This window comes from Streptomyces sp. NPDC001220, assembly GCF_053597895.1.
In genome coordinates this window covers 1-14,878 of sequence record NZ_JBSFJE010000004.1, presented here as the reverse complement: position 1 = coordinate 14,878, position 14,878 = coordinate 1, and the positions used below count along the sequence as shown (strand labels likewise).

Here is a 14,878-nt window from a genome sequence, read left to right as displayed (position 1 = left end):
CGGGAGGTGGGTAGTCGGTAAGGAGGCGGGACCGGCCACGGCCCGGGACGGCCGTGGCCGGCGTGCCGCCTCAACTGATGAAGGAGCCCGGGGCGCAGGCGCTGGACGCCACCCACACGTGGGACATGATGTTGTCGTTCATGTTCGCGCCGTTGGTGAAGGTGTCGCGGGTGAGGTTGTCCACGTACAGCTCGCCCGGCTTGAGGCAGCCGTACGCGGAGGACGGGTAGTTGGTCAGGTAGTAGAAGGCGACGACGTCCTTGCCGCCAACGAAGCCGCTGTTCATCACGGAGGAGGCGGCGTTGACGTCGCTGCCCTGGAAGGGACCGGCCGCGTCGCCCCAGTCGGGGTCGTTGCCCGGGGTCACACCGAGCAGCTCGCCCTGGCAGTCCCAGTCTCGCCAGGCCCGCACGTTGCCGTCCCGGCCCGGCCACTTCGCGTTGCAGCCGGAGACCGCGTGGGCGTTCGCCGGCACGGCGAGCCCGAGGGCCGCGAGGCCCAGGGTGGCGATGGCGAGGGTCAGTTTGCGCATGACGGATTCCGTTCTGCCTCGTCGTCGGAGGCGGTGGGTGTGGGTGAGGGCCGCGGCGGGGTGCCGCGGAGTTCGTGGGTCGCCCGGCGGTGTCGGGCGGGGGTGGGGGCCGGCCGCGTGTGCCGGGTCAGGCGCGGGCGGGGAACGGCCTGTCTGCCGGGTCAGGCGCGGGCGGGGAACGGCCCCGTCCGCCTGGTCAGGTGCGGGCGGGCACGAGCCGCTCGGCGCGTGCCAGCGCCTGCAGCCGCAGCTGCCGGTAGGCGTCCAGCTGGGCGCCGTACTTCCCGTTCAGCTGGGCCAGGTAGTGGGCCTCCCGGTCCTGGCCGACGGACTTGAGGGAGACCTCGCGGGCGCAGGTGGCGTCGGCGACCGCGATCCGGGTCTCGGCGGCGAAGCCCCGGGCCTCCTCGGCCCGGCTCCGGACGGCGGGGTGCTCCCGGGTGGCCTGCCGGGCCGCGTCCGGGTCCGGGTAGGGGTGGCCGGCCCGCTTCATGCAGCTCGCCCAGTCCCGCACGGCGGCGGTGAACCGCCGGTCGTGCAGCAACTTGCCGACGTACAGCGGGCGCAGGTTGCTCGCGGTGGTGTCCAGCCGGAACCAGGTGGCCGCGTCGCCGTACAGCGTGTGCTCGGCCGCCGCGTCGCAGCCGCCGGACTGCTTGCTGACCGAGCCGCCGCCGGGGACCGCGGTACGCAGCAGCTCCGTCTTCCGTCCGCCGTCCAGCGCGGTGTCGTAGGCGGCCCTGCGGTCGGTCGAAAGTCCCTTGCGGTAGGCGATGTTGGGGTTGTGCAGCCGGGCGCGGTCCTCCTTGGCGGCGATCCGGCTGCCGTAGCCGTAGGTCCGGGCCCACCGGACGTCGTCCTGGACGTAGCCGAGCGGCCGGCTCTCCGCCAGGGACAGGGAGCCGTCGGACCAGTAGCGGAAGCCGTGCCGGGCCATGCACTGGGTGATCAGGCGTTGTTCGGCGTCCGAGACCCGGAGGTCCTCGGCGTAGGTCAGCTCGCGCGCCTCGGCCGCGCCGACCGGTGCCGGGCCGCCGCCGGACTCCTGGGAGCAGCCGGTGAGGGCGAGCACGGCCACGGTGGCGACGGCGCTCAGGTACGCGACCTTGCGACGGAGGGCGGGGCGCTTCATCGGGCAACTCCCTGGGCTGCGGCGAACGGCTCGGTGCTTTCGGGCCGTTGACGGTGCCGACGGGGCGTTCGTATGACATGCGACCGCGAGGAATTTCCGGCGCGACGGATTTCGTGGCCGATCCGGGAGCGCGGTCATACGAGGGCCGCCCGCCAACCGTCTGACGCACAGGGACCGCTGTGGCCACCCACAGAAACCAGCCAACCGCGCCGGTAGGGAGCCCTCTCCCCCGGGCCTGGTCGGCCCCGCCCCCGTTCGGCGTACCGGGCGTCGCGGAGGGTTCCGTACCACCGATCGGACAGCACGGATCCGGTCACGACGGCCCGGTCTTCGCCCTGCTCGGACGGCGCCCGCCGATATCGTTGTCGGCATCCGCCAGGAGCGATCGGGGACCGATGTTCGAAGTACGTCTGCTCGGCCCGGTGGAGGTCTGGGAAGGGGGCCGGCGGGCCCCGCTCGGCGGTTCCAGACCCCTGGCCGTCCTCGCCGCACTCGTCGTGCACCTGGGCGAGGTGATCTCCACCGAGCGCCTGGTGGACTTCGTCTGGGACGAGGAGGCGCCGGCCACCGCGGGCGCCCTGGTCGCCACCCATGTCTCCGCGGTGCGCCGGGCACTGTCCCGGGTCGGCAGCGCCGAGATGATCCGCACCCGGCCCCCGGGCTATGTCACCGACCTCGCCGCCGACCGGGTCGACGCCCGCCGTTTCGAGGAGCTCCTGGCCGCCGGGCGGACCGCGGGGCGGCCGGAGGAGGCCGCCGAGGCGCTGGCCGAGGCGCTGGGGCTGTGGCGGGGCCGGGATGCGCTGGAAGGCCTCGGCCAGTCGTTCGCCCGGATCGAGGCGGCCCGGCTCGGGGAGCTACGGCTGGTGGCCCAGGAGGAGTCCTTCGGGCTGGCGCTGGAACTGGGCCGCGCGGACGGCGCGATCGCGCCGCTGCTCGCCCATGTGGCCGCGCACCCGCTGCGCGAGCGGCCGCGCGGCCAGCTGATGACCGCCCTGTTCCGCACCGGCCGGGTCTCCGACGCGCTGCGCGTCTTCCAGGAGGGCCGTACGGTCCTCCGCGACGAGCTGGGCATCGACCCGGGCCCGCAGCTGCGCGCCGTCCACCAGGCCGTACTGACCGGCGACACGGCCGTGTTGGGTACCGGAGCACCGGCCCGCACGGTGCCCGCCCCCCGGAGTGCAGAACCGGCGCCCTCCCATCTCCCGCCCGACATCGCCGACTTCGTCGGCCGCGGCGAACAGGTCGAATGGGCCACCGAGCTGCTGCGGAGCGTCGGCGACCCCGGCCGGACCGCGCCCCCGATCGGGGTGATCTCCGGGCGCTCCGGCATGGGCAAGACCGCCCTAGCCGTGCACGTCGGCCACCGCACCGCCGAACTCTTCCCCGACGGCCGCCTGTTCGTGGACCTGAGGGCCGCCGACACCACCCCGCTGGAGCCCGCCGACGCCCTCGCCCGGCTGCTGCGCGCGATGGGGGTGGACCCGGACACGGTGTCCTCCGGCGTCGAGGAGCTCACCGGCCTGTACCGCACCCACATCGGGCACCGGCGGGTACTGATCGTCCTGGACAACGCGGCCGGTGAGGCGGACGTCCGGCCACTGCTGCCGCCCGGCCCCGGCTCCGCGGTGCTGATCACCAGCCGCCGCCGGCTGGTGGCCCTGGAGGGCGCCGCCCATCTGGACCTCGCCGTCCCGGACGAGGCCGAGGCCCTCGACCTGTTCCGCCGGGTGGCCGGCGAGAGACGGACGGGGGCGGAGCCGGAGCGGGCCGCCGAGATCGTCGCCCTGTGCGGACGGCTGCCGCTCGCGGTGCGCATCGCCGGGGCCCGGCTGGCCGCCCGCCCGCACTGGGCGCCCGCCCGGCTCGCCGGACGGCTGCGCGACGAACAGCGCCGGCTCAGCGAACTCAGCGCCGGGGACCTGGAGTTGCGCACCAGCCTGGAACTCGGCTACGCCGACCTCGCGCCGCAGGAGCGCCGGGCTCTGCGCCGCCTGGCCCTGCTGGACCTGCCGGACTTCGCGGCCTGGATCGCCGCGCCGCTGCTCGGCATCGGGACCGAGGAGGCCGAGGAGGCCGTCGAGCGGCTGGTGGACTGCCACTTCATCGATGTGATCGGCGTGGACGGCACCGGCCTGGCCCGCTACCGCATCCATGACCTCGCGCGCGAACACGCCCGCGAGCGCTGTCTCTCCGAGGAGAGCGCCGAGGAGCGCGCCGGCGCGGTGCGGCGCCTGGTCGGCTGCTGGCTGGACCTGGCCCGCAAGGCGGCCGCCCGCGGTCCCGGTGGTGCGGTACGGCATTTCCCGGAGCCGGCCGCCGTACGCCCGCTCGACCCGGAGACCGAGGAGGCGCTGCTCGCCCGGCCCGCGGCCTGGTTCGCCGCCGAGCAGGCCGGGCTGCTGGCCGCCGTGACGCACTGCGCCGACCACGGCATGGCGCGCGCCGCCCGGGATCTCGCCGGGGCGCTGATAGCGAGTTCGGCGGCGCTGTACAACCAGTTCGACGCGTGGTCCCGCTCGCACACCGCGGCGATGGCGGCGGTGCGCCGCGGCGGAGACGTCGAGGGCGAGGCCTGGCTGCTGGCCGGACTCGGCCAACTCCGTTATGAGCAGGACCGGTTCGAGGAGTCGTACGCCTACTTCGCGGACGCGCTGCGGCTGTTCGAGGAACGCTCGGCCGAGGGTTCGGCGGTGGCACTGGCCGGGATGGGCACCGTCCGCCGCGAACAGGCCCGTTACGCCGAGGCGCTGGACCTGCTGGAGAGCGCGCTGGAGCGGAGCGGCGACCACGGCGACGAGGGTACCCGGGCACGTGTGCTGTACGGCATCGGGTACGTGCACCGCGAGCAGGGCCGCGGCGCCCCGGCCCGGGAGGCGCTGACCCGCGCCCTCGGCCTCTACCGGGCCGCCGCGGACCTGCACGGCGAGGGGCTCACCCTGCGCTCACTGGCGCTGTGCGACCGGGCCGAGGGCCGGTACCCGGAGGCCGAACGGCTGCTGCACGACGCTCTGCGGATCTTCACGGACCTGCACGACACCTTCGGCGCGATGTACACCGAACAGTCCCTGGCCAAGGTGGAGTTGCGCACCGGCCGTACGGAGGAGGCGCGGCGGCGGCTGGTGCGCTGCCTGGCGGTGGCCCGGGAGCGGCAGGACCGGTTCGGCGAGGCTCTGGTGCTGCGCACGCTCGGGGAGGTGCGGCTGGCGGCCGGGGACACCGACGGCGCCCGGGAGCCGCTGGAGCACGCGGCGGCCCTCTGGGCGGAGCTGGGGCTGTCGCTGTGGCGGGCGCGGACGGTCTGGGACCTGGCCGAGGTGTGGGCGGCGGACGGCGACCCGGAGACCGCGCGGGCGGCCCGGGCCGAGGCGCTGGCGGTGTTCCGGTCGGTGGGGGGACGGGAGGCCCGGGAGCGCGGGGACGACGAGCCGTCGTGACCGGATCGGGGCTGTAGAAGCCCTGGTGACACGCTTGCAGGGAACCTGCAGGGCAATTGCAGGGCCACCGGGCACTGTTGTCTGCGTGACGGACATCATCACGCTCTCCGACTCCCGGGTCGCGGCGGTCGTCGAGCAGGACTGCGGCGAACCGCTGGTCGATCTGCGCGGGACTCCCGGCCTGCTGATCGACTCCCGCCAGGCCGACACGGACGGAAGTTACGCGCACCTGCGCTCCGGGGCGCTCGGCCGGCTCCTGGACGCGCAGTCACTGCTGCCCGCCGGGATCAGGTTCCTGGTGGTGGAGGGTTACCGGCCGCCCGATCTGCAGCTCCGCTACTTCGAGCAGTACGCGGCGACGCTGCGTGCGGCCCATCCCGACGCCCCGCCGGACCGGATCCGCGAGCTGGCCAGCGCCTACATCTCCCCGCCGGAGGTGGCTCCCCATGTCAGCGGCGGGGCGGTGGACCTGACCCTGTGCACCGCGGACGGCGCCGAGCTGCCGCTGGGCACGGTGGTCAACGCCACCCCGGAGGAGAGCGCGGGCGCCTGCCGTACCGGGGCCGCGAACATCGGCGCCGAGGCGCGTGCCAACCGGACGCTGATGGCACGGGCACTGGGCACGGCCGGCTTCGTCAACTACCCCACGGAGTGGTGGCACTGGTCCTACGGCGACCGGTACTGGGCCCTGCTGAGCGGCGCGCCGGCCGCCCGCTACGGCCCCGCCGCCACCTCCGTCCGGGCCGTCTGACCAGCGGACCGAACCTTCTCCTCGCACGCACCACGTAGACCACGGACACACGAAGCACACGAACGACGGGGGACGACCATGGAAGGCCACGGCGGCACATGTACGCAGGCCCCGCGCAAAGCCGTACCCAGCCCGCGCGAACCCGCGCGGGGAGCGCACGAGGGGGGTCAAGTGCCCATGACTCCAGGGGACTTCGACGCCTCCTTCACCGCCGACATGCCCAGACTGCGCAGACGGCTGCTGGCTCTGACCGGCAATCCGCACGACGCCGACGACCTGTTGCAGGAGACGTATCTGCGGCTGTCCCGGCGGGCCCGTGCCCGGAACCTGACGCACCAGCAGCATCCTTACGCCTACACCTGCACGGTCGCGCTGAACCTGTTGCGCGACTCCTGGCTGCACCCCTCCCGCCGTGAGCGCACCACCGACCGGCTGCCCGAGGCGGGCTGGGACGGCGGGCTCGCCTCGTACGAGGCCTCGGCCACCGCCCTCGCACTGCTGAGCGTGCTCTCGCCGAAGGAGGCGGCCGCGGTGATCCTCGTCGATCTGGAGGGTCTCACCCACGACACGGCCGGGGAACGGCTCGGCGCCCATCGTGGCACCGTCCAGCGCAACCGGATGCGGGCGCTGGCCAAGATGCGCGCCGCGCTCGCCGGTTGAGCACCGGGTGCCGCGTCCCGACGGGGGTGGGACGCGGCACCCGGCAGGTCACCGGACCCCCGTACACCTCCGTACACGGCTCCACGTCGACTAAGGATGTACACCTTGAGACTCTCCGAACTCACCACGCCGGGCCGGGCGACCGCCGCCGCGGCCGCGATCGCACTGATCGCCTTCCTCCCCGCCACCGCACACGCGGCCGCCCCGCGCGCCGCCCAGGACGCGACCTGCGGGGTGCTGGCCTCCGGCGCCTCGGCCACCGCGCAGGCCGCGGTCGGCGCGGCCTGCTCGCAGATCGGTGTCTGGTACAGCTGGGGCGGCGGGCACGGCGCCACCCCCGGGGCCACGTACGGCTACTACGACGGCTCCGACCCCGACAGCCTGCACGACAACGAGCGCAAGGGCTTCGACTGTTCGGGCCTGATGCGGTACGCCTACTACCGGGCGACCGGCCGCGACCTGCTCAACGGCACCGCCGACGACCAGTACCACAGCTCGCAGGCCACGGCCCGCTTCTCGGCCTCCCAGGGCACCGCTCCCCTGGTCCCCGGTGACCTGATGTTCTGGGGCAGCGGGCACATCCACCACGTCGCCATGTACCTGGGCGCCGGGCAGATGGTCGAGGCGTACGAGTCCGGCACCCACATCCGGGTCGCGCCGGTGCGCACGGGCGGCGACTACGCCGGCGCGATCCGCATCAACCCGTCGGGCACGCCGGTGCCACCGCCGGCCAACGGCGGGACGACGTTCGAGACCTGGGGCACCGGAGTGCGCACACACTCCACGCCGAGCGTGCGTGCCTCCGTCGTGGACACCTTCGCCGGGCCGACCCAGGTCTCGGTCCAGTGCCAGGAGCATGCGGAGACGGTGACCGCCGAGGGCTACACCAACGACATCTGGTCCAAGCTGGCCGACGGCTCCTGGCTGACCAACATCTACATCAAGGGCCCGGCCGAACTGCCCGGCATCCCGGACTGCGGCGGTGACACCCCGCCGCCGCCCGGCGGGGGCAGCACGGCGTTCCAGACCTGGGGCACGGGCGTGCGCACGCACAGCGAGCCCAATGTGAACGCCGGCGTCGTCGACTACTTCCCGCAGCCCACCACGGTCAACGTGGTCTGCCAGTCCCACGCCCAGACGGTCACGGCCGAGGGCTACACCAACGACGCCTGGTCCAAGCTGACCAACGGCGCGTGGATGACGAACATCTACATCAAGGGCCCGGCGTGGCTGCCGGGGGTTGCCACCTGCTGATCCGAGCCCGGCCGCGGGGCGCCCGACTCGTCGGGCGCCCCGTCCGTGTCCCTAATCACTTTGTTGAGCATGAACGGCCGCCCGCTCCTCGAGTCTGCGCAACGCCAGCTCGCCCCAGCGCAGGTTCTCCCGCTCGAAGGACATCCCGCGCAGCAGGGTGAGGTACGGGCCGATGCGCTCGGCCTCCGCGAAGTAGGCCTCCTCCGAGCGCCCGGCGAGCAGGCGCCGCCGGATCCGTTCGTAGCGGGCCAGTTTGGCGGTGGCCCAGTCCATTCGCTCGGCGACGGCGGCACGGACCGCCGCGATGTCGCCGGCGTCCGCGCACTGCACCTTGACCAGCAGTTCGTCGCGGACCACCGCGGGCCGGGCCGGAGGCTCGGCGGTGTACGCGCGCACCGCCTCGCGGCCCGCCGCCGTCAACGAGAACAGCCGCTTGTTGGGCCGGCGTTCCTGTTCGACGACGCGTGCGGTGACCAGTTCCTCGGCCTCCATGCGGTCCAGTTCCCGGTAGAGCTGCTGGGGCGTGGCCGTCCAGAAGTTGGCGACCGTCGCGTCGAACCCCTTCGCGAGGTCGTACCCGGAGGCCTCGCCCTCCAAGAGGGCGGCCATCAGCGCGTTCCGCAGAGCCATGGGTGCACGCTAGCATGCACCTACTCAATTTATTGACTAGGTGAGGTGGACCCATGCATCCCTTCCGCAAGGCCGTCGAGAACGACGACCTGGACGCCGTGGCCGCCCTGCTGGCCGACGACGTCGTCTTCACCAGCCCGGTCGCCTTCAAGCCGTACGCCGGCAAGGCGATCACCGCGGCGATCCTGCGCGCGGTGTCCCAGGTCTTCGAGGACTTCACCTACGTGCGGGAGATGGCGAGCCCCGACGGCCGGGACCACGCCCTCGTCTTCACGGCGACGGTGGCCGGCAAGGAACTCCAGGGCTGCGACTTCCTGCACGTCGACGAGAACGGGAGGATCGACGACCTCACGGTGATGGTGCGCCCGCTCTCCGCCGCCCACGCACTGGCCGAGGCCATGAACGCCCGGTTCGAGGCGATCGCCGAGGAGGCCGCCGCGGCGCGGTGACCCGGGCCTGAGCACCGTCCCGGCTTCCGCCGTCGCCCGATCGAGGGCCTGGTGGGAGCCGGGCAGCGCGCACCGGACCAGGGCCGTGACGACCGTCGAACCGTCTCCGGGGCTCGCCCGGGTCTCGGCAGCTGATCTTCCCTGCGGTGCCGGACCGGGCCGCCGGACCCCGGGTGCCGGTGCGGGCGTCCCCGGCACCGGCTGCGGCACCGGCGCGCCGGTCGGAGCCGGCCCGGGCCGACCACCGGTCGGCGCGGGGCCGGCGCGAACCCCGGCCGGGCGATGGCCCGTTGCGGGGCAGCGGGCGGCGGTGTGCCCGCGCTATCGTGAGGGTTCGACCGGTCGGGTGCGACAGGTGGGACGGGCGGTCCACACCACACACCGGCCGGGTCGCGCGCTCCGCGCGGCCGGGTGGAGTCACGCGCCGGCCGAGGGAGTGGATCACCTCCGGTGGCGTCGTCGCGCCGCGTTCCCGTGCGGAGCGGTCCGGCCCCGGCTCCCGGGCGATCAGGGTCATCGAACGGTCGTGGCCGCGTGCCACGCCGTGGAGCGGACCGCCGCCGGCACGCGCCGGCCGGTCCCTCCGGTCGTCGGCGTGCCGTGCGTCCACGGGCATCCCGCCGCACGTCATGCCCGACGACCTCAGGAAGGCCCGCTTCCGTGCGCACAACAGCCCCTGACGACACCGCCGCCCCCACGACCCGGCCACCGGCGCGCTCCCGCGCCCTGTCCTGGATCCCCGGCCTGCTGTACGACACCGCGTTCCGCCGCTACTGGACGGCGCAGACGGTGTCGTACCTCGGGGACCAGGTGTCCGCACTCGCCATCCCCCTCATCGCCGTCACCGTCGTGCACGCCGGCGCGGCCCAGATGGGCTATCTCGCCGCCGCGGTCTGGCTGCCGCACCTGCTGTTCGGACCGTACGCCGGGCTGTGGGCGGACCGCCGCCGGCACCGCCGCCGCGTCATGATCGCCGCCGACCTGGGCCGCTTCGCCCTGCTCGTCAGCCTCCCGGTCGTCCATGCCCTCTCCACGCTGACCTTCACCGGTCTGTTCACGGTGGCGTTCGGCGTCGGGCTGCTCTCGGTGCTCTTCGAGGTGTGCAACCCGCCGCTGTTCAAGGCGCTGGTGCCGCCGGGCGGTTACGTGGCGGGCAACGCGCTCGGCAGCGGCAGCCGGGCCATGGCGAAGGTCGTCGGGCCCAGTGCGGGCGGCTTCCTGGTGCAGTTGTTCTCGGCGCCGTTCGCCCTGCTGGTGGACGCGCTGTCGTACCTCGTGTCGGCGGTCCTCCTGGCCCGTATCGCACCCGAGGAGGCACCACCGTCCGAGGACCGCGTCCGGCTGCGGGCGGCCGGTCGGTTCATCCTCCGGTCCCCGGCCATCCGGGCGGCGCTGGCCGCCACGGCGACGGTCAACTTCTTCTGCTTCGTGACGACGACCCTCTTCGTCCTGTACGCCACCACGACCCTGGGCCTCGGCGCGGGGCTGCTCGGCACGGTGCTGGGCGCGGGGGCCGTCGGCGCCGTGGTGGGGGCCGTGTGCGCGACCCCGCTGACCCGGCGCCTCGGGGTGGGCCGGACGTTCCTGCTCGGGTGCCTGACGACACCGGCGCCGCTGCTGCTGATCCCGGCGGCACACGGGTCCGGGCCGGCGGTCCTGGTCATGCTCGTCGGCGCCCAGTTCGGCTCGGCCCTGGGCGTCATCTGGATCGACATCACCGCGGCCACCCTGCTGACCTCGCTGGTCCCGGACGCCATGCGGTCGAGTGTGTTCGGCGCCTACCAGGGGGTGAACCTCGGGATGCGGCCGCTCGCCGCGCTGATCGCCGGGGCCGTCGCCGGTCCGCTCGGGCTGCGGACCACGTTGTGGATCGCCGCGGCCGGCGCGCTCACCGCCGGTCTGTGGATCCTGCCCTCGCCGCTGTCCCGCAGGACCCCTCCTCCGGCCGGCCAGGAGGCGTGAGCGGCACAACCGGCATGGGGAAGTGCCGCTCAGAGTGCCTGTGACAGTGCCGTTTCGGGCGTCGCGGCGCGCCTAGCGTGGTTTCACCGATCGATGATCGCCGTCGCACACACCCCCCGGATGTCCGCCCGCGTCTGCCCGCATCCGCCGAACCAAGGCGACCGGGACGGCGGGGCGGCGCCCGCGGCCGGCCCCCGGGCCGGGCGCGGGCGCCGCCCCGCCGTCCGGCCACCGCCCGTCCGTCAAAGCCCTCATGGAGACTTCCGTGACACCAGCAGATTCCGGACACTTCCTCGACAAGTTCCTCCGGCAAGTCGCCGCGACCCCCGACCGGCCCGCGGCAGAACTCGGCGACCGGCACCTGACGTACGCCGAACTCGACGCCCGCGCCGCCGAACTGGCCGCCCGGCTGCGGACCCTCGGTGTGGGTCCCGGGGCGACGGCCGGCGTGTTCCTGGAGCCGTCCCTCGACCTCGTGGCCTCCGTCCTGGCCGTCGCCCGCGCCGGTGCCGCCTGGCTGCCGCTGGACCCCTCGTACCCGGCCGACCGGCTGTCGTACATGATCCGTGACTCGGGCGCCGCACTGGTCGTCGCCGACGCGGCCGCCCCCGAGTGGCTGCGCGGTCTGGGCGTGCCCCTGGCGGACCCCGCGGACGACACCCCGGCCGCCGAGCCCGTCCCGCTGCCCCGGCTGCGCCCGGAGTCCCCGGCGTACGTCATCTACACCTCGGGGTCCACCGGCCGCCCCAAGGGCGTGACGCTCACCCAGCGCGGACTCGCCAACCTGGCCGACGCCCAGCAGACCGCCTTCACGGTGCACCCGGGCCACCGGGTCCTCCAGTTCGCCTCGCCCAGCTTCGACGCGTCCGTGTTCGAGCTGACCATGGCGCTGTGCTCGGGCGCCACGCTGGTGCTGCCGCCGCGCCGGGACGTCCTGTACGGTCCGGGGCTCGGCGACTTCCTGGCCGACACCCGGATCACCCACATCACGCTGCCCCCGAGCGTGCTCGCCATGGTGCCGGAGCAGGAGCTGCCGTACCTGGAGACGATCGTCTGCGCCGGGGAGGCGCTGCCCCAGCAGCTCGTCGACCGGTGGGCGCCGGGCCGTGCCATGTTCAACGCGTACGGCCCGACCGAGACCACCGTGTGGGCCTCGGTGTCCCGGACCGAGCCGGGCGGCGGCAAGCCGGTCATCGGCCGGGCCATCGACGGCGTCCGCCTCTACGTCCTGGACGAGTCGCTGCGTCCGGTGCCGCCCGGTGAGCCGGGTGAACTGGTCGTCGGCGGCGAGGGAGTGGCCCTCGGGTACATCGGGCGCCCGGCGCTGACCACCGACCGTTTCGTGCCCGACCCGGACGCCCCGGGCGAGCGGGCCTACCGCACCGGGGACCTGGTGCGGATGACGCCGGACGGGGAGCTGGACTTCCTCGGCCGCATCGACCAGCAGGTCAAGCTGAACGGCTTCCGCATCGAGCCGGACGAGATCGCCGCGGTGCTGCGCGAGCACCCCGCCGTCCAGGACGTCGCCGTCGTGGTGGGCCGGGTCGGCGACGAGGACCGGCTGGTCGGCTATGTCGTGGCGCCGTCGGCCGGGCCCCTGGAGCTGCGCGGGTTCGCAGCGGAACGGCTGCCGCACTTCATGGTGCCGTCGATCGCGGTGATCGACCGGCTGCCGCTGCTGCCGAACGGCAAGCTCGACCGGGCCGCGCTGCCCGCCCTGGACCGCGCGTCGCTGGGTCTGGGCGAGGGCGGGGCGCAGGCCGCGACCGAGACCGAGCGCCGGCTGGCGGAGATCGCCGCCGAGTTCCTCGGCATCGACGGTGTCGGCGTCGACGACGACTTCTTCCTGCTGGGCGGGCACTCACTGCTCGCGGGCCGCCTCGCGGCGCGGGTGCGTTCGGAGTTCGGGACCGAGCTGCCGATATCGAGCATCTACGAGGAGCGCACGGTGGCCCGGATGGCCGCCGAGCTGGACCGGCTGGGCCGCAGCGCGCCGCCGCTGCCGCCGGTGGTGCGGGTCCCCCGGGACCGTCCGCTGCCGCTGTCGTTCCCGCAGGAGCGGATCTGGTTCCTGGAGCAGCTCTCCCCCGGCAACCTCGCCTACAACGCGCAGGCCACCATCCGGCTGCGGGGCCCGCTGGACGCGTCCGCGCTGCGCGACACGATCACCGAGGTGGTCCGCCGGCACGAGATCTTCCGCACGGCGTTCTCGACGGTCGACGGCGTCCCGGTGCAGGAGGTCCGCCCGCCGATGGCGGTACGGCTGCCCGTCGTCGACCTCGAGGACGTGCCGGAGGAGGACCTGGAGCGCCGTACCGAGGAGGTCGTCAGGGACACGATCCGCCGGCCCTTCGAGCTGACGGATCCGCCGCTGGCCCGCTGGCTGCTGATCCGGCACGCGCCCGACGACCACACCCTGGTCCAGGTGGAGCACCACTTCGTGCACGACGGCTGGTCGTTCGGCGTGCTGCTCGACGAGATCCGGGCGATCTACCCGGAGCTGGCGGCGGGCCGGCCCTCCCCGCTGCCCGAACCGCCCATCCAGTACGCCGACTTCGCCGCCTGGCAGCGCGCCTGGATGCGCGACGAGGTGCTGGACCGTCATCTGGACTACTGGAAGGGGCACCTGAAGGACGCCCCGCTGGTCCTGGACCTGCCGACGGACCGGCCGCGACCGCGGGTCCCCTCCTTCGAGGGCGCGGCCCTGCGAGTGGAGCTGCCGGCCGAACTGAGCCGTGCGCTCAGGGAGTCCAGCGAGCGCTCGGGAGTGACGCTGTTCGCCTCCATGCTGTCGGGCTTCGCCGCCCTGCTGAGCCGCTACTCGGGGCAGCGCGACCTGGTGGTGGGCACGGGTGCCGCCAACCGCCGGCTCGCGGAGACCGAGCGGATGCTGGGCATGGTGGTGAACACCCTGCCGCTGCGGCTGGACACCTCGGGTTCCCCGGGCTTCGACGGGCTGCGGCAGCGGGTGAACCAGGTGCTGGTGGAGACCTCGGACTGGCAGGACGTACCGCTGGACCGGCTGGTGGAGGCCGTGGCGCCGCCCCGGGTGCCGTCCATCAACCCGCTGTTCCAGGTGATGTTCAGCTTCCACAACGCCATCGTGCCGGACCTGGAGTTCGGGGGTGTGCGGGGCACCGTCCTGGAGCGTCACAACGGCTCGTCCAAGATGGACATGAACATCGTGGTGGTGCCGCGGGCCCAGCAGCGCGCCGGGCGCGCGGACCACCCGGACCGCGACCGGATCACGCTGATCTGGGAGTACGCCTCGTCGCTGTTCGACGAGGCGACGATGCGGCGGATGGTGGACCAGTACATCACCCTGCTGCGGTCGGCGGTCGCCGAGCCGGACCGGCCGATGGACCGGATCGGGCTGGTGTCCGGGGACGCGGCGGACCGCGAGCGCCCGGCGCTCGGCGGCGGGCTGGGCGAGCGCGTCGACTTCTCCGGCGGGCTGCTGACCGATCTGGTGGACGCCGTGGCCGCGGGCACCCCGCACGCGCCGGCCGTCACCGACTCCGAAGGCACCCTGTCCTACGCCGAGTTGACGGGGCGCGCGAACCACCTGGCCGGGCGGCTGCGGGCGGCGGGGGTTACGGCGGACACACCGGTCGGCCTCTGGATGGACCGGTCCGCCGAGATGGTCGTGACGCTTCTGGCGATCATGAAGGCGGGCGGTGCGTTCCTGCCGCTGGACCCCGACCTTCCGGTGGGCCGTGTCGTGACCCTCCTCGCGGACGCGGGGGCGCCCCTGATCTGTGTGGACGGACAGCGGGCCGAGTCACTCGCGGGCGGCACGCTCGCGGTCCTGGACTGCGGTCCGGGAACGCTGACCGAGTCCGCGCCCACGGCTCCGGACAACGGTGTCACCGGGGATCACCTGGTGTCGGTGTACTACACCTCCGGCTCCACCGGCACCCCCAAGGGCGTCGCCTCCACCCACACCGGCTGGACCAACCGCATCCAATGGATGCAGACCCAGTACCCCCTCCACCCCGGCGACACCGTCCTGCACAAAACCGTCCTCAGCTTCGACGACTCCGCCGTCGAAATCCTCTGGCCCCTCATCGC

At 73.9% G+C, this 14,878-nt stretch carries 10 protein-coding genes; 7 read left to right on the top strand and 3 right to left on the bottom strand.

All coding sequences use genetic code 11. The annotated features are described in order from the left end of the window. Positions 1–70 precede the first annotated feature (70 nt). Both ACWDGI_RS10725 and ACWDGI_RS10720 read right to left on the bottom strand, forming a co-directional pair. Positions 71–532: a hypothetical protein gene (locus ACWDGI_RS10725; protein ID WP_450757520.1), complete on the bottom strand. Its 462-nt coding sequence runs from the start codon at positions 530–532 to the stop codon at positions 71–73. A gap of 196 nt (positions 533–728) precedes the next feature. Then, positions 729–1,664 (bottom strand): hypothetical protein, encoded by a 936-nt coding sequence (locus ACWDGI_RS10720; RefSeq protein WP_450757518.1) that lies wholly within the window; start codon positions 1,662–1,664, stop codon positions 729–731. A 395-nt stretch (positions 1,665–2,059) separates the two neighbouring features. Between ACWDGI_RS10720 and ACWDGI_RS10715 the strand changes: the two genes are divergently transcribed. From ACWDGI_RS10715 to ACWDGI_RS10700, 4 genes are all read left to right on the top strand, one after another. After that, a complete protein-coding gene (locus ACWDGI_RS10715; RefSeq protein ID WP_450757516.1) occupies positions 2,060–5,101 on the top strand; it encodes an AfsR/SARP family transcriptional regulator in 3,042 nt (1,013 codons plus the stop codon). A gap of 85 nt (positions 5,102–5,186) precedes the next feature. Next, on the top strand, positions 5,187–5,852 hold the full coding sequence (locus tag ACWDGI_RS10710) for a M15 family metallopeptidase (RefSeq protein WP_450757514.1): 666 nt from the start codon (positions 5,187–5,189) through the stop codon (positions 5,850–5,852). Positions 5,853–6,029: 177 nt separating this feature from the next. Next, a complete protein-coding gene (locus ACWDGI_RS10705; RefSeq protein ID WP_450758453.1) occupies positions 6,030–6,512 on the top strand; it encodes an RNA polymerase sigma factor in 483 nt (160 codons plus the stop codon). 105 nt (positions 6,513–6,617) lie between these two features. Continuing rightward, entirely contained in the window at positions 6,618–7,766 is a 1,149-nt protein-coding gene (locus tag ACWDGI_RS10700; protein WP_450757512.1) for a C40 family peptidase, read from the top strand. A 51-nt stretch (positions 7,767–7,817) separates the two neighbouring features. Here the strand turns inward: ACWDGI_RS10700 and ACWDGI_RS10695 are convergent, their stop codons facing one another. Beyond that, positions 7,818–8,396, bottom strand: a complete 579-nt coding sequence (locus ACWDGI_RS10695; RefSeq protein ID WP_450757510.1) for a PadR family transcriptional regulator — start codon at positions 8,394–8,396, stop codon at positions 7,818–7,820. 53 nt (positions 8,397–8,449) lie between these two features. Between ACWDGI_RS10695 and ACWDGI_RS10690 the strand changes: the two genes are divergently transcribed. The 3 genes from ACWDGI_RS10690 to ACWDGI_RS10680 form a co-directional block, all read left to right on the top strand. Next, positions 8,450–8,845 (top strand): nuclear transport factor 2 family protein, encoded by a 396-nt coding sequence (locus ACWDGI_RS10690; protein WP_450757508.1) that lies wholly within the window; start codon positions 8,450–8,452, stop codon positions 8,843–8,845. 660 nt (positions 8,846–9,505) lie between these two features. After that, positions 9,506–10,807 (top strand): MFS transporter, encoded by a 1,302-nt coding sequence (locus tag ACWDGI_RS10685; RefSeq protein WP_450757506.1) that lies wholly within the window; start codon positions 9,506–9,508, stop codon positions 10,805–10,807. A 265-nt stretch (positions 10,808–11,072) separates the two neighbouring features. Continuing rightward, positions 11,073–14,878, top strand: a 3,806-nt coding sequence (locus ACWDGI_RS10680; RefSeq protein WP_450757504.1) for an amino acid adenylation domain-containing protein, incomplete at its 3' end; no start/stop codon positions are given.

Excerpts from the sequence above, each read along its gene's own strand:
- ACWDGI_RS10725 (WP_450757520.1), bottom strand. The coding sequence starts at position 532 with ATGCGCAAACTGACCCTCGCCATCGCCACCCTGGGCCTCGCGGCCCTC.
- ACWDGI_RS10720 (WP_450757518.1), bottom strand. The coding sequence starts at position 1,664 with ATGAAGCGCCCCGCCCTCCGTCGCAAGGTCGCGTACCTGAGCGCCGTC.
- ACWDGI_RS10715 (WP_450757516.1), top strand. The coding sequence starts at position 2,060 with ATGTTCGAAGTACGTCTGCTCGGCCCGGTGGAGGTCTGGGAAGGGGGC.
- ACWDGI_RS10705 (WP_450758453.1), top strand. The coding sequence starts at position 6,030 with ATGACTCCAGGGGACTTCGACGCCTCCTTCACCGCCGACATGCCCAGA.
- ACWDGI_RS10695 (WP_450757510.1), bottom strand. The coding sequence starts at position 8,396 with ATGGCTCTGCGGAACGCGCTGATGGCCGCCCTCTTGGAGGGCGAGGCC.
- ACWDGI_RS10690 (WP_450757508.1), top strand. The coding sequence starts at position 8,450 with ATGCATCCCTTCCGCAAGGCCGTCGAGAACGACGACCTGGACGCCGTG.